This is a genomic window from Rothia sp. P6271, from assembly GCF_048512995.1.
Lineage (GTDB): Bacteria > Actinomycetota > Actinomycetes > Actinomycetales > Micrococcaceae > Rothia.
Genome location: NZ_JBLXXV010000001.1, coordinates 180,246 through 197,356 on the forward strand (window position 1 = coordinate 180,246; position 17,111 = coordinate 197,356).

Annotated in this window: 19 protein-coding genes; 5 read left to right on the forward strand and 14 right to left on the reverse strand. The window is 47.3% G+C overall.

The genetic code is table 11. The annotated features are described in order from the left end of the window. The first annotated feature begins 21 nt into the window (after positions 1-21). Positions 22-819 carry a phosphatase gene (locus ACN08X_RS00790; RefSeq protein ID WP_419107644.1) on the forward strand — a complete coding sequence of 266 codons (798 nt, stop codon included), beginning with the start codon at positions 22-24 and terminating at the stop codon, positions 817-819. A gap of 247 nt (positions 820-1,066) precedes the next feature. Next, complete coding sequence (locus tag ACN08X_RS00795; protein WP_419107645.1) at positions 1,067-2,542, forward strand: sugar transferase; 1,476 nt, start codon at positions 1,067-1,069, stop codon at positions 2,540-2,542. Between the two features lie 77 nt (positions 2,543-2,619). Here ACN08X_RS00795 and ACN08X_RS00800 read toward each other — a convergent pair whose 3' ends face one another. From ACN08X_RS00800 to glmS, 3 genes are all read right to left on the reverse strand, one after another. Next, a complete protein-coding gene (locus ACN08X_RS00800; protein ID WP_419107646.1) occupies positions 2,620-3,564 on the reverse strand; it encodes an ADP-dependent NAD(P)H-hydrate dehydratase in 945 nt (314 codons plus the stop codon). Between the two features lie 41 nt (positions 3,565-3,605). Beyond that, the gene (locus ACN08X_RS00805; protein ID WP_419105609.1) at positions 3,606-4,013 is read right to left on the reverse strand and encodes a holo-ACP synthase; all 408 of its coding nucleotides are present in this window, start codon (positions 4,011-4,013) and stop codon (positions 3,606-3,608) included. A gap of 128 nt (positions 4,014-4,141) precedes the next feature. Beyond that, positions 4,142-6,025 carry a glutamine--fructose-6-phosphate transaminase (isomerizing) gene (glmS, locus tag ACN08X_RS00810; protein WP_419107647.1) on the reverse strand — a complete coding sequence of 628 codons (1,884 nt, stop codon included), beginning with the start codon at positions 6,023-6,025 and terminating at the stop codon, positions 4,142-4,144. Between the two features lie 148 nt (positions 6,026-6,173). Between glmS and coaA the strand changes: the two genes are divergently transcribed. The 3 genes from coaA to mscL all read left to right on the forward strand — a co-directional run bounded on the left by coaA (position 6,174) and on the right by mscL (position 8,438). After that, positions 6,174-7,130: a type I pantothenate kinase gene (coaA, locus tag ACN08X_RS00815; RefSeq protein WP_419100836.1), complete on the forward strand. Its 957-nt coding sequence runs from the start codon at positions 6,174-6,176 to the stop codon at positions 7,128-7,130. Further along, entirely contained in the window at positions 7,130-7,918 is a 789-nt protein-coding gene (locus tag ACN08X_RS00820) for a M15 family metallopeptidase (RefSeq protein ID WP_419107648.1), read from the forward strand. Before coaA ends, ACN08X_RS00820 begins: the two co-directional genes overlap by 1 nt. Positions 7,919-8,060: 142 nt before the next feature. Then, positions 8,061-8,438: a large conductance mechanosensitive channel protein MscL gene (gene mscL / locus ACN08X_RS00825; RefSeq protein ID WP_419100838.1), complete on the forward strand. Its 378-nt coding sequence runs from the start codon at positions 8,061-8,063 to the stop codon at positions 8,436-8,438. A 171-nt stretch (positions 8,439-8,609) separates the two neighbouring features. Here mscL and glmM read toward each other — a convergent pair whose 3' ends face one another. The 11 genes from glmM to infA form a co-directional block, all read right to left on the reverse strand. After that, the gene (glmM, locus tag ACN08X_RS00830; protein WP_419107649.1) at positions 8,610-9,968 is read right to left on the reverse strand and encodes a phosphoglucosamine mutase; all 1,359 of its coding nucleotides are present in this window, start codon (positions 9,966-9,968) and stop codon (positions 8,610-8,612) included. Between the two features lie 25 nt (positions 9,969-9,993). Then, on the reverse strand, positions 9,994-11,031 hold the full coding sequence (gene ppk2, locus ACN08X_RS00835; RefSeq protein ID WP_419105614.1) for a polyphosphate kinase 2: 1,038 nt from the start codon (positions 11,029-11,031) through the stop codon (positions 9,994-9,996). Between the two features lie 303 nt (positions 11,032-11,334). After that, the gene (rpsI, locus tag ACN08X_RS00840) at positions 11,335-11,832 is read right to left on the reverse strand and encodes a 30S ribosomal protein S9 (RefSeq protein WP_419100841.1); all 498 of its coding nucleotides are present in this window, start codon (positions 11,830-11,832) and stop codon (positions 11,335-11,337) included. A gap of 32 nt (positions 11,833-11,864) precedes the next feature. Continuing rightward, entirely contained in the window at positions 11,865-12,308 is a 444-nt protein-coding gene (rplM, locus tag ACN08X_RS00845; RefSeq protein ID WP_419102915.1) for a 50S ribosomal protein L13, read from the reverse strand. A gap of 264 nt (positions 12,309-12,572) precedes the next feature. Beyond that, positions 12,573-13,499: a tRNA pseudouridine(38-40) synthase TruA gene (truA, locus tag ACN08X_RS00850; protein WP_419107650.1), complete on the reverse strand. Its 927-nt coding sequence runs from the start codon at positions 13,497-13,499 to the stop codon at positions 12,573-12,575. An 83-nt stretch (positions 13,500-13,582) separates the two neighbouring features. Then, positions 13,583-14,281, reverse strand: a complete 699-nt coding sequence (gene rplQ, locus ACN08X_RS00855) for a 50S ribosomal protein L17 (RefSeq protein ID WP_419107651.1) — start codon at positions 14,279-14,281, stop codon at positions 13,583-13,585. A 108-nt stretch (positions 14,282-14,389) separates the two neighbouring features. After that, the gene (locus tag ACN08X_RS00860; protein ID WP_419100845.1) at positions 14,390-15,382 is read right to left on the reverse strand and encodes a DNA-directed RNA polymerase subunit alpha; all 993 of its coding nucleotides are present in this window, start codon (positions 15,380-15,382) and stop codon (positions 14,390-14,392) included. A 165-nt stretch (positions 15,383-15,547) separates the two neighbouring features. Next, positions 15,548-15,952: a 30S ribosomal protein S11 gene (rpsK, locus tag ACN08X_RS00865; RefSeq protein WP_419100846.1), complete on the reverse strand. Its 405-nt coding sequence runs from the start codon at positions 15,950-15,952 to the stop codon at positions 15,548-15,550. A 72-nt stretch (positions 15,953-16,024) separates the two neighbouring features. Then, positions 16,025-16,393: a 30S ribosomal protein S13 gene (rpsM, locus tag ACN08X_RS00870; protein WP_419100847.1), complete on the reverse strand. Its 369-nt coding sequence runs from the start codon at positions 16,391-16,393 to the stop codon at positions 16,025-16,027. Positions 16,394-16,574: 181 nt separating this feature from the next. Then, entirely contained in the window at positions 16,575-16,688 is a 114-nt protein-coding gene (gene rpmJ, locus ACN08X_RS00875) for a 50S ribosomal protein L36 (RefSeq protein WP_419100848.1), read from the reverse strand. A 136-nt stretch (positions 16,689-16,824) separates the two neighbouring features. After that, positions 16,825-17,046, reverse strand: a complete 222-nt coding sequence (gene infA / locus ACN08X_RS00880) for a translation initiation factor IF-1 (protein ID WP_419100849.1) — start codon at positions 17,044-17,046, stop codon at positions 16,825-16,827. Positions 17,047-17,111: the final 65 nt, after the last annotated feature.

Here is a 17,111-nt window from a genome sequence, read left to right on the forward strand (position 1 = left end):
GTTTTGTCGAAGGAGCGCAATATGTATCCTCAGGGTGTTGGTGTTCAACATTTTACGATGTCTGATGATGAGTTTATGGCGTATTTAGATGCCTCTAAAATTACGGGTGAGGTTGCGACTCCTCGAGAGAATAATCTCAGCCATGTTCAGGGGTTTATTGACGGTAATGAACATTTAGAGTTTGGGGTGAAATGGACTCGCTCTTGGACGTATGACGATGTTTTTGAGGTGATGACTCGTCGAGTAGGCATCGTAGATGACCCGCAGTATCGTACAGGTCAAGATACTATTAGCGCTCGTTTGTGTGTTGAGGCGTTGCGCCGTTATGCTCGTATTTTTGGTGCTGCGGTCCGTGAGAAGAAGTCGCTTCTTTTTGCGACGGGGCACCCAGCTGGGCTGTTTCCGATTTATGCGCAGATGGCATATGCGGCTCGTTCTCGTGGGGCGCAGGTTCTGAGTATTCGCGAGGGTGAACGGTTTTTAGATGGGGATCTTCGCCAGATTTTTGATGTCGTTGTTTTTGAGCAGTATGGGGGGCTTCAGCATACGCATTTTCCTGGGCCTATGTCTCTTGTGTTGTCTCAATTATCTGAGCGTGGTGTTGTGCCTGATTTGGTCATTGCAGATCACGGTTTAGCAGGTTTTGCGGCTTCTGCTGGTATTGACACTATTGGTATTGCTGATTGTAATGATCCGGGGCTTTTCGTTTCTGCTGAACAAGGTCATATTTTGGAGGTTGTTCCAATGGATGACAATGTTACTCCACATTTATATACCCCTGTTATAGAGTTTATTCTCACAGAAGCAGGGCTTAGCTAAGCGTCAGTTCATCATGTTTGTGTCTATTTACCTTAATAAGATTCATTCTTTAAGGAAATTTTGTCCACATTTATCCTTCTTCTTGATGTGATGCGCCTGTTTACTGCACCTATAGGATTATCATGGGGGAAGCGCAATAACGTCAGATAGCGTATTATTCACATACTGATGTTTTACTAGGAGATACAAATTTTTAGGGGTGTCTCTTAGGTCTTTATGTTAGGGAAATATTCGGGGGAATCTTCAGGTGGCTAGCAATACCATCATTAAACAACGTTGGTCAGAAAACCACGGTCTTAAAACCTGGCAACCTAAAGTTGTTGCGGCCTTATATCTCTGCGATGCTCTGGTGATTACGTTCACCATCATTTTTTCACATATTGTGAGTTTTGGTTTCAATAACGCTGAAGTGCTCGGTCGTTTTGATGCGTCGTGGAATTATACTGCTACGGGTTTTGTTCTTGCCATTTTATGGTTTATCACACTTGATATCTCTAATTCTCGCAATATCCGGTATCTAGGACAAGGAACCGATGAGTATCGTCTAGTTTTCAAAGCTACTACCTATTTCTTCTGCGGCTTAGCTATTTTTTCGTACATGACGAAGGTAGATTTTGCCCGCACCTATATTTTTATAGCCTATCCTCTAGGGGTCGGACTACTATTAGCTGCTCGATGGAGTCTACGTCGCTACCTCGTTCATTGGCGTCGACGCGGACGTGCTCTCACCCGTGTTTTGGTGATTTCGGATACCGAGTCTGGTAAACATCTTTACGATATTTTGACAGAAGCTCAACTTTCAGGTTTAAATCCGGTTGCTTTTTATCTACCTGGATATTCCGAAGGAAAAGTCATCTCCGATGTTGAAGCTCCAATTCTTGGTTATAGCACGGACTCCCAAGAAATTCTTAGAGTATGCGTGGAGAATAATATTCAAGCCGTTGCAGTATCTTCAGGGCATAGGCTCACCCCAAAGCAGTTGAGAACTTTGGGATGGGATCTTGCGGCTTCCCATATTAAGCTTATTCTGGCCCCAGCCATGACTGATATCGCTGGACCGCGTATCCACACCCAGCCGCTTAACGGCGTTCCTCTGATTCACGTATCAACCCCTCGTATGGAGGGTTTCTCTGCCCTTGTTAAACGCACTATTGACATTGTGTGTTCTGCGTTAGGCCTTATTATTTTGGCTCCTTTACTGATTGTTGTCGGTATCATTATCAAGCTAGATGGAGGACCAATATTTTTCTTCCAAGAGCGAGTAGGATACCGTGGTGAGACGTTCAAGATGGCAAAGTTCCGTTCCATGGTGACCAACGCTGAGGAACTCAAAAAAGAGCTAGAAGGTCAGAATCAAGGAAATGGTGTCCTCTTCAAGATGGCAGACGATCCTCGTGTGACCAAAGTTGGAAAGTTCATCCGGAAATATTCCATCGACGAATTACCTCAACTATGGAATGTGCTTGTTGGTGACATGTCCTTGGTGGGGCCTCGTCCTCCATTGGAAACTGAGGTCAATCAGTATGAGGAAGAAGCATATCGCCGTCTACTAGTCAAACCAGGTATTACTGGTCTATGGCAGGTTTCTGGACGATCTGACCTCTCATGGGAAGAATCTATTCGCCTAGACCTATACTATGTTGAGAATTGGTCGATTATTGGTGACTTTATTATTCTCTTCCGCACCGTACGTGCAGTCTTTGCGAAAAAAGGCGCCTATTAGCATTCTTAATATCTTTAAAAAATTGGTGGGTTTCCAGAGCTGGAAACCCACCAATTTTTATTACCATCACAGAGGTATCACAGGAATGTCTCTGAAATAGCCTGCGCTATATATTCTGTCACTAGGCTAGGTGGTGTTGGACCCCCGTATTCGCTACTATGAACCTTCTGCGCTGCCTGATGATGAATTGCTACAGCGCTTGCGGTAACACGCAAAAAATCTACAGCTGACAACGATAATTCTTGTTCTCTGGCATGAGCCTGGTGTGTGGCAAGAAACGAACCGATAATTCCGCTTAGGGTGTCTCCACTTCCTGCTGTGGCTAGCCAACTATGGGGCGCTTGAAGAGCATAACCATGCTCATATTCGGAGTTAGCGATATAGCTAGTATGCCCTTTGAGAAGTACCGTTGCACCCGTTAGCTGAGCAGTGTGCCTAGCCCAGTATCCGGGGTTTTTGAGAATCTCTTGTTGTGGTGGGACTTCTTGTGAGCTGTGCTGATTCCACAACGTTGGGTTAAGCGAAGCAATCCAAGTAAGCATTTGATGCAGTTCGCCAGCGTGAGGAGTCACAATACGAGGAGCCTGAGATGTACCGTTCAGGGCAATAGCTTGAGCAAAATAGGGTAACGCTTGAGCATCTAATACTGCCGGAGTCGGTTCAGCAATGATTCGTTCGAGAAGTTCTTGTCGTTCTTCTCCTGTGGCGCCAGAACCTACACACCACGCGTCAGGGGTAGGCGTCTTGTCACGGTCTGTAGTACATACAGCTTCTGGAACGTGTATATGTATAAGGACGTTGAGGGCTTCAGCCCCAAGGAAGCGCACCATACCCACCCCGCTGTATACCGCAGCTTTTGTGGTCAGCAATCCAGCACCAGGATATTCTGAGCTGCCTGCGACAATACCTAAAACTCCACGAGTGTATTTATGGTCAGAGGGGGTGGGCAGAAGTATATCGCTTTGGAGGTTTTCACGAGAATATGTTTTGTAGTATTCGTCTATGCCTGTTAAATAATCCATATCGACCGTCCATCCTTGAGATCTTTTGAAGTTACTCGGCGCTAGTTACTCTTTTTAAGATGTTCTATGGTTCTGAGAAGTTTTAGTTCTTCGGCGCTAAGATGTTCTGCTATCACCATAGCAGTGGCTATTGGTTCATCGTGGCTTAGCGTTATATGCCAGTGGTTGATAGATAATTTTTCGGCATAGGATTTGACCGTCCCCGACAGAAGCAGTTGAGGCTCTCCGCTAACGTTATTTACGATAGAGCAGTCTTTCCATGACAGCCCTGATGGTGCCCCTAGAGCTTTTGCAACAGCTTCTTTAACAGCAAAACGTGCTGCCAGTGAGCGTATCGGTTTTTGCTGTTCTTCTTCGCTGAAGAGTCGCTGGCGTAATGCCGGTGTTTTATGGATTATTTTTTCGAATCGGTCGATATTGACAACGTCAATGCCTGTCCCAATAATCATCTACTACTCCCCCATGCTTCACCCTAATAAGTCAGGGGGTGGAGAACCATTATTCATGGTTCTCCACCCCCTGAAGAATTCACCTCAACGGTACTACAAGGATTTTGTCCCGTTGATGGTTTGCGATTCTATTCCACTGTCACAGATTTTGCCAAGTTACGTGGCTGGTCAACGTCTAAGCCTTTAGCTCCGGCAAGTGCACATGCAAAGATTTGCAGTGGCACAGTTGCCAGTAGAGGCTGAAGGAGAGCTGGGCACTGAGGGTAGGTGATGACATGGTCAGAGTATGGGAGAACTGCGTCATCGCCTTCCTCTGCAATCACCAAGGTTACTGCGCCACGTGCTCGTACTTCTTGGATGTTAGAGACAACTTTAGAGTGCAGAGAGTCTCGTCCACGAGGTGAAGGAACAACAACGAAAATAGGTTGTCCTTCTTCGACAAGAGCAATAGGTCCGTGTTTCAGCTCGCCGGCTGCGAAGCCTTCTGCATGGATGTAAGCAATCTCTTTGAGTTTAAGAGCGCCTTCAAGTGCCACGGGGAACCCGACGTGACGGCCGAGGAACAACACAGACTTAGCATCTTTCATGGAGATACCAAGGTCTTTGATTTGTTGTTCTTTAGTGAGAAGTTCTTGAATTTTCTCGGGCATCGCTTGCAACTCGCTCAAGACCTGCTGAATCTCATCTTTGTACATATTGCCACGAAGCTGAGCAAGGTAAAGACCTAGCAGGTAGGCTGCTGCAATTTGTGACAAGAACGCTTTCGTTGAAGCTACAGCAATTTCTGGCCCGGCGTGGGTATATAGTGCCGCGTCAGATTCACGTGGCAAGGTTGAGCCGGTGGTGTTGCAGATAGAGACAACTTTTGCGCCTTGTTCTTGTGCGTGTCGTACTGCCATCAGAGTATCCATCGTTTCCCCTGATTGTGAGAGAGAAACAACAAGGGTTTTCTCATTAACGATGGGGTCACGGTAACGGAACTCGTGTGCTAGTTCAACTTCTGTGGGGATACGGCACCAGTGTTCGATTGCGTAACGTGCCACCTGTCCAGCGTATGCAGCGGTACCGCATGCTACAACGATAATTTTATCGATAGAGCGAAGGATACTGTCATCAATCTTTAGTTCGTCGAGAGTAAGGTTTCCGTTTTCGTCAAAACGCCCCATAAGGGTGTCTCGTACAGCAGCTGGCTGTTCATGGATTTCTTTTTCCATGAAGGATTCGTATCCGCCTTTTTCTGCTGCGGCAGCATCCCACTCAATATCGAAAGGTTTACCTTCTGCGGGGTTTCCTTCGAAGTCGATAATAGAGTAATCATTTCCCGTGATGGTTACGATTTGGTCCTGTCCCATTTCGACGGCACGCTTGGTGTAGTCGATAAAACCAGAGACGTCAGAGCCGAGGAAGTTTTCGTTTTCGCCGAGTCCAATGACCAATGGTGAGTTACGACGAGTCGCTACTACGCGGTCAGGGAAGTCCGCGTGGATAGCAAGAATGGTGAAGGCACCTTCAAGCCTATTAGAGGCTTGGCGAATAGCTTCGGTGAGATCTTTTTCTTCGAGGTTGTTATAGATATCAGCAATGAGGTTTGCTGCGATTTCGGTGTCTGTTTCAGATAGGAACTGAACGCCTTTAGCGCTGAGTTCTCCACGAAGTTCTGCGAAGTTTTCGATAATGCCGTTGTGAACGATGGCTAAACGGTTGTTATCAACGACATGAGGGTGAGCGTTAGAGTCATTGGGTCCGCCGTGGGTTGCCCAACGAGTGTGTCCAATGCCGATATGAGAATCTGCAATGGGGTTTTCTTCGACCTCTTGGATGAGGTTAACTAGTTTTCCTGCTTTTTTACGGAACTCGATGCCTGCATCGCCGATAACAGCAACACCGGCGGAGTCGTATCCGCGGTATTCTTGGCGACGGAGCCCTTCAAGGACAACATCATATGAGTTGTGATCAAATTTTTTACCGTCTGGGGTAGAACCCAGACCAACATATCCTACAATTCCACACATACAGCTAATACTACCTGAGAACCGTGAAAATTTTAGGTGTGTGCCACGCGCAGTGTTGGACACTCATTGTTCTTTTATCTTCTGACACGTTCTTGCTAAAGCCCTTATATTGGAGTTTTTCTAGGTGAAGAGAACTAAAATATGTTCAATGAGCTCAGCCCCTTTATTATCGCGACACTCACCGTTTATGGAATTAGATCGTGCCACGTGGTCGCGTCTTTCCTCAGAAATTGAGGTTCCACTTAGCGAATCTGAAATTGAACAATTACGCGGGTTGGGAGAAACTCTCGATGTCGAAGAAGTGCGTAATGTGTATCTTCCGTTGTCTCGCTTATTGAATCTGTATGCCAATTCCACCGCATCTATTAATCGTATGACCAATGATTTTCTTGGGTTATCACAGCGTCGTGTTCCTTTTATTATCGGGGTTGCAGGTTCTGTAGCAGCTGGTAAGTCAACCACCGCACGCCTACTTCAAGCATTGCTTAGCCGTTGGCCTTCTACACCAGATGTTCAGCTTATTACAACAGATGGATTCCTCTATCCCAATGCTGAACTTGAACGCCGTGGAATTATGGCGCGTAAAGGTTTTCCAGAATCTTATGACCGTCGGGCACTTTTGCGTTTTATTGCTGATGTAAAGTCTGGTGTTCCTCAAGTGAGTGCACCAAAGTATTCACATCTGTTCTACGACATCATTCCTGATGAAAAAATTGAGGTAACCTCACCTGACGTTTTAATCGTGGAGGGGCTTAACGTCTTGGCTCCACCTAAATTACGAGGTCAAAGCCAAGCAGCATTGTCATTGAGCGATTTCTTTGATTTTTCTATTTATGTTGATGCTCGAACAAGCGACATTGAACGCTGGTATATTGATCGTTTTTTATCGTTGCGTGATCATGCTTTTCAAAATCCAGATTCATATTTTAATCGTTATGCAGACCTTTCAGATGATGAAGCAATAAAAATTGCAACATCAATTTGGAGGAGCATTAATGAACCTAACCTCTTAGAAAATGTTCGTCCGACAAGAGCACGTGCAAAGCTGATTCTTTCTAAAGGAGCAGATCATAGTATTTCTCGTGTGCTCTTGAGAAAGAATTAATGTTGATGACAGGCTCTCGTTCTTTTGACCGTCGATGGTTTTTATCGGCTGCGGCAGCTCTTCCTTTATGCTCATGTACCTCTCATATTGAACAGGCTCAAGAGCATAAAGAATCATCTCAACGGGGTCAATTGAGGCAAAAACCCACGGTAGGTTCAGACCCGGTAGAGTCGCCACAGGTGGAGGAGCCTTCGTTGAAGGCAGAGTCTTCAGACGATCATTTTCAGTCCGATTCTTTATCTGTTCTCGTGAACAAGCACCACCCGCTTGAACCGATTCACTATCATCCACAGGATTTGGTATCTTTTGGGCCAGTACTACTACGTGCAGAAGCTGCTGAACACGCTCAGGCGCTGTTTCTCGAGGCAACACGGCAGGGGCTATCCCCTACAGCGTTGAGTGGCTACCGATCATATGAAGACCAAGTTAACACCTACAAGCATTGGGTCAACACATACGGTAAGGAACAAGCTGATACTGCCTCTGCTCGTCCTGGGTATTCAGAACATCAAACAGGTTTGGCTCTTGATATTGGTTCAGCCTCAGGAGGCTGCAATCTTGCAGTGTGTTTTTCTCAAACTCCCGAAGCTCAATGGTTTGCTCGTCAAGCTCACCGTTTTGGCTTTATTCTGCGTTTTCCGTATTGGAAGCATGAGTTTACTGGCTATTTCTATGAGTCATGGCATTTTCGATATATCGGGGCTGCTGAGGCTCAACGATACTATCAATCTCACGCTGATTGTTTAGAAACATTTTGGGGTTTTGGTCCGGCTCCTACATACCTCTAAATGAACAAAACTAATATTTTTTTCAAAAAGTAGGATAGGTCAATATCCCATGTCACACCATGTGATGAAATACACCATTTTCAAGAGAAAATATCTTTTCTAAACGTTCAAATTAGTTCAGGACAAAGATACTCTTATATACATGCTTAATGGATTTAAAGATTTTATTACCCGTGGCAATGTCGTCGACCTCGCAGTAGGTCTTATCATCGGCACCGCCTTCACCGCAGTTATCACCGCACTAGTTGAATCTGTCATCATGCCTGCAATCGCAATGCTTGTTGGCTCCCCCAGCTTCGACGATTTCCTCGTATTCGGCGAAATCAAGATTGGTGTATTCCTCACCGCAGTCGTGAACTTCCTCCTCATCGCAGCAGCTGTTTACTTCGCAATCGTTACCCCCATCAACAAGATGAACGAACGTCGCGCAGCTAAAATTGCAGCTGGTGAAGAAGAAGCAGAAGAAGTTGATCCTCAGATCGTTCTTCTCAAGGAAATCCGCGACGCTCTTTCCAAGTAACCTTTATTGAACTAACACAATAAAATACTTAAAAGTTACTCCCCATATCTTGTACAAGATATGGGGAGTAACTTTTTCCCTTTTTCCTTTTGTGCATCAGAACCGTCTGAGGTTCTAATGCATATAGGGGATTCTTATCTATGATGTGTTAGAGAAGAATCCCCTTGCCACTTACAAACCCAGTTCTCGTTTGACGATATCAGCTAAATAGGCTGCTAAACGATCAGCAGTCTCTTGCTCCGAGGCTTCTACCATGACACGAACCAAAGGTTCCGTTCCCGATGCGCGGAGCAAGACACGGCCAGTTTCACCGAGCTCCGCTTCAACCTCTGCAATAGCTTGTTGAAGCTTCTCACAGGTTGCAACACCATCACGGTCGACTCCCGGAACATTAATCAGGCATTGAGGAGTTGCCTTCATGCGGCTAGCCAGTTCTGAGAGAGGAAGGCCTGTACGAACAATTTCTGCGGCAAGTTGCAGACCGGTGAGCACACCGTCACCGGTAGTTGCATAATCACTCATAATGACATGCCCAGATTGTTCGCCGCCAAGGTTGTATCCTTGAGCGTTCATCGTCTCAAGAACGTATCGGTCACCTACAGAAGTACGCTCCAATTTGATACCTTGTTCTCGGAGATATAGTTCAAGTCCCAAAGAACTCATCACTGTTGCAACGAGGGTGCTATCTTTAAGCTTTCCAGCCTCATTCATCGCTACCGCAATGATTGACATGATTTTATCGCCGTCAACAAGGTTGCCTTGTTCGTCTACTGCGATGCAACGATCAGCGTCACCATCATGGGCAACACCAAAATCCGCTCCATGTTTAACGACCATCTCCTGAAGCTTTTCTGGGTGAGTAGAACCAACACCATTGTTGATGTTAGTTCCGTCAGGAGCGGCAGCAACAACCTCGATATCAGCACCTAATATGCGGAAAGCATCTGGCGAAACACCTGAGGCTGCACCGTTTGCGCAGTCGAGGACAACTTTCAGACCGTTGAGGCGTTGATGGCCAGGAATGGTCGAAAGCAAGTGCGTCACGTACCGGTCTTCACCATCGGTGAGAGGACGAATACGCCCCACTTCCCCACCGGTGGGGTACCTGAACTCTTTGGAGCGGTATAGCGCTTCAATCTCATCTTCGATGGCATCATCGAGCTTCTTACCGCCTCGAGCAAGGAATTTAATCCCATTATCTTCAGCAGGATTATGTGAAGCTGAAATCATCACACCAAAGTCTGAACCTGTAGCCCCAACCAAATATGCTGCTGCTGGCGTGGGAACTAAACCAGCATCCCACACATCAACACCAGAGGCAGCAAAACCAGCCATCATCGCAGATCCGATGAACTCACCGCTAATACGGGAATCATGGGCGATAAGTGCCTTGGGTCGGGTACCTTTTTCTACCGTATTGAACCCTAATACGATGGAGGCAGCCTGCGCGAGCTCTAGAGCCATACTTGGCGTAATGAGCTCATTCGCTAGACCGCGTACACCGTCGGTTCCAAATAATCTTTTCGACATCACTGGCTATTCTACGCCTTTTAGTCTAATTATCCTCGTCTTTGAGAATTGGAAATCCTTCTGGATTTTCAGGGTCTTCATCGTCAAAGACTGCAGAAGCAGGACCAATAATCAAAGAATCAACGTTACCAACAACATCTTTATCTTTATTGGGGTAATCAAATTGGCTCAAGACATGACGCATTGCCTCAAGTCGGGCACGTTTTTTATCATTAGATTTAATAACGGTCCATGGAGCATCACCGGTGTCTGTATAGAAGAACATTGCTTCTTTTGCTTCAGTGTAGGCATCCCATTTGTCCAAAGAGGCTAAATCTGTAGGTGAGAGTTTCCACTGACGGACCGGATCGGTACGACGAGAGTTGAAGCGAGCTAGCTGTTCTGCACGAGTCACTGAGAACCAGAATTTGATGAGTTTAATACCAGAGTTCACAAGCATACGCTCTAAATCTGGTACTTCACGCATAAATTCGTAGTACTGCTGCGAGCTACAGTAGCCCATAACGCGTTCGACTCCTGCACGGTTGTACCAGGAGCGGTCCATCATCACGATTTCTCCACCGGCAGGAAGGTGGGCAATATAGCGTTGGAAATACCATTGGGTTTGTTCTATTTCGGTGGGTTTCTCTAGCGCCACAACCCGTGACCCGCGAGGGTTAAGATGTTCGGTAAAACGCTTAATGGATCCACCTTTACCGGCAGCATCTCGGCCTTCAAAGATGATGAGGATTTTTTGTCCGGTTTCTTTAACCCACAATTGTAATTTCAAAAGCTCAATTTGCAGGGCTCTCTTCTCACGTTCGTATTCTTTACGTGAAAGTTTTTTATCGTAAGGGTAACCCTTTTTCCATGCATCAGAGTCACTACTTTGACCTGAAAGTTTCTTCGTCAATGAAGCAATTTCATCTAGCTCAGCTGAATAGTCTTCAACGACAGAAACGCGACGTACCTCTTTTTTCAAAGCAGCTTTAATAGCTTCTTTCTGGTGAGTATCGCTTCCTGAAACTGAAGGTTTTTCAACCTTAGCTTCGGTATTCTCGTTGTTTCCATTGGTAGCTACCATAGCTGCCCTCTCCGTTGAGTTTCTTTTGGTTCCATTCATATTCTAAAGAGCTTTAGAACCAAGACACAGTGTTACTGGCATATACACCCTAATTAGCGGGTGTGTTGGATGAACCAGCACACCCTTTCCATCCTACTCTGCTATCTTGAGGCAGAGGATTTTTTGCTCATAGAATGAAATCAATGGTGAAGAACAATTCCGATACCAGAAAATATATGCTTTGAATACGCCAAAGGCAGGATCTCCTCTTTGGGAGATCCTGCCTTTGAATGGTGTAGCGCTCGAATGCTCTCGTTGCGAAGATTAACGCTTGGAGAACTGTGAAGCTTTACGTGCCTTCTTAAGACCTGCCTTCTTACGTTCGATAACGCGTGCGTCACGGGTAAGGAAGCCAGCCTTCTTCAAGGTAGGACGGTTGTTCTCAACATCGATTTCGTTCAATGCACGTGAGATACCTAGACGCAAAGCACCTGCCTGACCGGAAGGTCCACCACCGTGGATACGTGCGATGACATCGTATGCGCCTTCAAGTTCAAGAATCTTGAAAGGTTCGTTAACCTCTTGCTGGTGCAATTTGTTAGGGAAGTAGTTCTCGAGTGCGCGACCGTTAATGGTCCACTGGCCGGTGCCAGGTACAACGCGAACACGAGCAACTGCTGCCTTACGGCGACCAACTGCTGCACCTGCAACGGTAAGCGCTGGGCGGGATGCTTTTGCCTCTTCTGCTACGGGAGCGGAAGATTCAGAAGTGTAGCTGGTTAGCTCTTCTTCTACTACGATCTGCTCTTCATTCTGAGCCACGATTTCTCCTAATGTTCTTTCGTTGGCCCGAATTACTGGGCGACCTGAGTGATTTCGAAGGTCTTAGGCTGCTGTGCAGCATGCGGGTGCTCTGCACCTGCATAAACCTTAAGATTTTTCAGTTGCTGTGCTGCAAGCTTATTTTTAGGAAGCATGCCTTTAACAGCTTTCTCTACAGCACGAACTGGATTTGATTCCAAAAGTTCTGCGTAAGAAACTGACTTCAGTCCACCCGGGTAACCGGAGTGACGGTAAGCACGCTTTTGTTCTAGTTTTGCACCGGTTAGTGCAACTTTGCTTGCGTTAACGATGATGACAGAATCGCCAGTATCAACGTGAGGAGCAAAAGTCGGCTTGTGCTTTCCGCGCAGCAGTGTTGCGGTCTGGCTGGCAAGACGACCCAGGATTACGTCAGTAGCGTCAATGACGTGCCACTGGCGTTCTACTTCACCGGGTTTCGGAGTGTAAGTGCGCAAAATTTCGCCTTTGTCTCGTTTGAACAGTTGGCGCTTAGTTGGGTATCGCGCCTAATTACTTATATGCGGTCAACAGGGTTTGGGTGAGGACCAAACGCATCTGCTGTTCTTATATCCTGTACGCTTCACAAATACTTGCTCTGCAACTGAGCTATTTCTGAAGGTATTTCAACCAGGACAGAACACGCACAATATATAAAACTATACATGAGCACAGCCAGTTAATCCACAGGAATCTCTTTTAATTTCGAGTTCCCCATCACATCAAAGCTCTCGACGAGCTCTAGCCTGACGAGCTTGCGTTTCAAAAGCTGCTTCTTCAGGATAGGTAATCTCAGATAAGGCCAGCCCCCATGGTGGCGCAAGACGTATCTGAGAGTCTCGCAACGGGTTTTTGACTCTATCCCCTAGCCACTCACCATCGTGAGCACCAGAACCGACCAAAACTGCTGCAGCAATCAACGAACGAACCATATGATGACAAAAAGCATCAGCTCTAATATCAGCACGAATCAGGCCTTGTTCTGTGCGATGAAAGCTCAACTCACGTAGTTGCCGAATAGTTGTTGCCCCCTCACGAGGCTTACAAAATGACAAAAAATCATGAAGACCCAATAACCTCTCACACGATTCATTCATCAAGGCAACGTCCAACGGAGTATCTACCTGCCACGCTAAACGACGATACAAAGCAGAATCCCCAAAACAACTACTCCCATCGTCAATTAGGTAACGATAAGAGCGCCCAGTAGCAGAAAAACGAGCATCAAACGTGTGGCAGATAGCAGACACCGCAAGAATGCGGATACTTCCGTGCAAAAAACCGTTAAAACGAGCAGGCAGTCCCAGCTCTTTTTCAGCCTCAGTGAGCACCCTTCCCAGCACTCCCCTAAGACGACGATTCAACGCCTCAGCCGGCAAGCTTTGGCTCCGCCCAGGAAGACTCTCCCAGCGATTACGCTCAATATCACAATGAACAACCTGATGCGTAGCGTGAACGCCAGCATCTGTCCTACCGCCGACAACCAGACGAACAGGAGTGCGAATAATCATCTCAAGAGCTTGCTCAAGACAGCCCTCAACCGTCACAAGCCCAGGCTGCTTTGCCCAGCCTGCGAAGGGAGTGCCATCATATGCTAAATCGATACGAACACGCTGGTAGTTATCTTCTGCCATATCCACGTATGTCATGATTCTCCTGCACATAGAAAAACTCTGCCGTCCATAGTCTAGCTACGGACGGCAGAGTTTAGCTAAAAGCTATTTGAGGTGAATTATTCAGAAACCTTCTGAGCTGCTTCGCCACCTGCAGGTGCGTAACCTGCAGCTTTAGCGGACTCAGGGGAATCGAACCAGATTTCAGCCTTAGTGCTGGTGTACCAGCGTGAGCCAGGAACGTGATACTTCATGGAATCAGCGTTTCCTTTAACTTCAAAGCCTTCAGGAGCTTCGCCGTTTTCCAAAGGAGCATGTGCGCCAGCAGGAAGAGCGCCGTTATCTGTTGCCGCTTCAGGCGCAGCAGTTTCGGTCTCAACCGGTGCAGATGCTTCTTCAGCAACAGCAGCAGAGTTCTTTGCAACTGTGGTTGCTTCGGCTACAGCAGAAGCAGCGGCTACGGGCTCCATTACCAATTCGATAACAGCCATAGGAGCGTTGTCGCCCTTACGGTTACCGATTTTGGTGATACGAGTGTATCCACCAGGACGCTCTGCCATAGCAGGAGCGATTACGGTGAATAGTTCGTGAACCACGGATTTGTCGCTGAGGGAACGTAGAACACGACGGCGTGCAGCCAAATCGCCTTTCTTCGCGAAAGTAATCAAACGTTCTGCAACAGGACGCATACGCTTTGCTTTAGTAACAGTGGTGGTAATGCGCTTGTGCTCAAAAAGCTGCTGAGACAGGTTGTTGAGCATGAGGCGCTCGTGTGTAGGGCTTCCGCCGAGGCGAGGACCCTTAGTGGGAGTAGGCATAATTATTTCTCCATGGAATTACTGTTCCATCGCTCCTTTGCGAAGAGTGTGGAACCAAGTTTGTGACCTGAGGTTCGTCTCACCGTAGTGAGGGTATCCGAACCGGGATTAGAAATCGCCGTAAGCGTCGTCGTCGTGCAAACGTGAAGCGAGCTCGAAACCGGGAGGTGAGTCTTTCAACGCAAGACCAAGCTCAGTGAGCTTCGCCTTGACTTCATCGATAGACTTTGCACCGAAGTTACGAATGTCCATAAGGTCAGCTTCACTGCGAGCAACAAGTTCACCCACGGTGTGGATGCCCTCACGCTTGAGGCAGTTATATGAACGAACAGACATTTCCAAATCTTCAATCGGAAGAGCAAGATCAGCTGCCATTGATTCGTCTGCAGGAGACGGACCAACCTCAATACCTTCTGCAGCAGTATTAAGTTCGCGGGCTAGGCCGAAGAGCTCTACCAAAGTGCTACCTGCCGATGCCACAGCATCACGAGGAACGATAGCTTCCTTGGTTTCGACGTCCAAAATTAGGGAGTCGAAGTCGGTACGCTGCTCAACACGAGTTGCGTTAACGCGGAAAGTAACCTTCAACACAGGAGAGTAGATGGAATCGACCGGAATACGACCGATTTCGCCATCACCGGTTTTGTTCTGAGCTGCAGAAACATAGCCACGGCCACGTTCAATAATGAGCTCAGCATCAAAGTTTGCGCTGGAGTTTAAGGTTGCAATGTGCAACTGTGGGTTGTGAATTTCCACGCCGGCTGGAACCTCAATATCGCCTGCAGTGAGTTCGCCTTCACCTTGCTTACGCAAATAAGCGACTACAGGCTCGTCATTCTCAGAAGAGATTGAAAGCTTTTTGATGTTGAGGATAATCTCGGTGACATCTTCGGTAACACCAGGCACGGTGCTGAATTCATGCAAAACACCATCGATGCGGATGCTGGTTACAGCTGCACCTGGAATTGATGAAAGCAACGTCCGGCGAAGGGAGTTACCAAGGGTGTATCCGAAACCCGGTTCAAGGGGTTCGATGGTGAAGCGTGAGCGATTTTCCGCTACGACCTCTTCACTCAGAGTGGGGCGCTGTGCAATGAGCACGATGTTTCCTTTCAGTGAGCATCCGCTATATGAGCTCACAGGTTGGGGAAAACAGGGAATAAGGAAGCAGACGAAGCAGTCTGTCCGGTGATCGGTCTATATCTTTTAGGATGAGAAACCGACCGCCCGAGCACTAGAACTCGGGAGAACCGCATCTTCTAAAAATTAGACGCGACGACGCTTCGGCGGACGGCAGCCGTTGTGAGCGACAGGGGTAACGTCCTGAATCGAACCAACTTCAAGACCAGTTGCCTGAAGTGAACGAATTGCAGTTTCGCGACCGGATCCTGGACCCTTAACGAAAACGTCTACCTTACGAACGCCATGCTCTTGAGCTCGCTTTGCAGCAGTTTCAGCAGCCATCTGAGCTGCGTATGGGGTGGACTTACGTGAGCCCTTGAATCCCATTTCGCCAGCAGACGACCATGAAATGACTGCACCAGAGGGATCAGTAATAGAAACAATGGTGTTGTTAAAAGTGGATTTAATATGTGCCTGACCGGCAACAATATTCTTGCTTACCTTGCGGCGGCTAGTTTTACGTGCCGCTGCACGAGTCTTGGGAGGCATTTTTGATTCTCCTACAAAGGTTTGGTGAATACGTTGGTCCAACAAGATGTGATGGACTGAAACAACGTGTTATTACTTCTTCTTACCAGCAACGGTACGCTTAGGACCCTTACGGGTACGAGCGTTAGTTTTGGTGCGCTGACCATGTACGGGCAGACCGCGGCGGTGACGCAGACCCTGGTAGCTACCAATCTCAACCTTGCGGCGAATATCTGCAGCAACCTCACGGCGGAGGTCACCTTCAACCTTGTAGTTACCTTCGATGAAGTCACGAAGCGAAACGAGCTGAGCGTCGCTCAGGTCCTTAACGCGCACGTCAGGGCTAATTCCAGTAGCCTCGAGTGTTTCGTGTGCACGGGTTTTACCCACGCCGTAAATGTATGTAAGAGCTACTTCCACGCGCTTTTCGCGGGGAAGATCGACTCCAGCGAGACGTGCCATATTGGCTGTTCTCCTTATTGATATCAGAGGTCTATGGCATCACTGCCTGGAGGTTATCTCCAGTCCCCGGCCTCTGTGTCCGGAGGTATTCTAAAAACCGATATCTTCAGTTTTCAGAAGCGGTGCCTATTTCATGAACCCGTTTTGAAACGGATGAGCATTCCTCAGAGCTATTAAGTGATTAGCCCTGACGCTGCTTGTGGCGCGGATTTTCGCAGATCACCATGACTTTGCCATTACGGCGAATCACTTTGCACTTATCGCAGATCGGCTTAACGCTCGGCTTGACCTTCATCGCATTCCTTTGCGTTGATTGCAATTATTTGCAGTTACAGTTGGGCGGAATAAGAGGTTTCCCTACATACGTAGAGAACGTTATCCCCTATTTAACGCACGTTAAACGCCGCACGAAGCGACGTTTACTATGCTGTTTATTTATAGCGGTAGACAATACGACCGCGTGAGAGGTCGTAAGGGGACAATTCCACAATAACTCGATCCTCAGGCAGGATTCGAATGTAGTGCTGACGCATCTTGCCTGAGATGTGAGCTAGTACTTTGTGTCCGTTGTCCAACTCAACACGAAACATCGCGTTGGGTAGAGCTTCGACCACAGAACCTTCAATCTCAATGACGCCGTCTTTCTTGGCCATATCCTCCGCTAACGTCGGTGTCTGATGAATCCACATCAGACATTGAACTTATCTTGTGATTTATC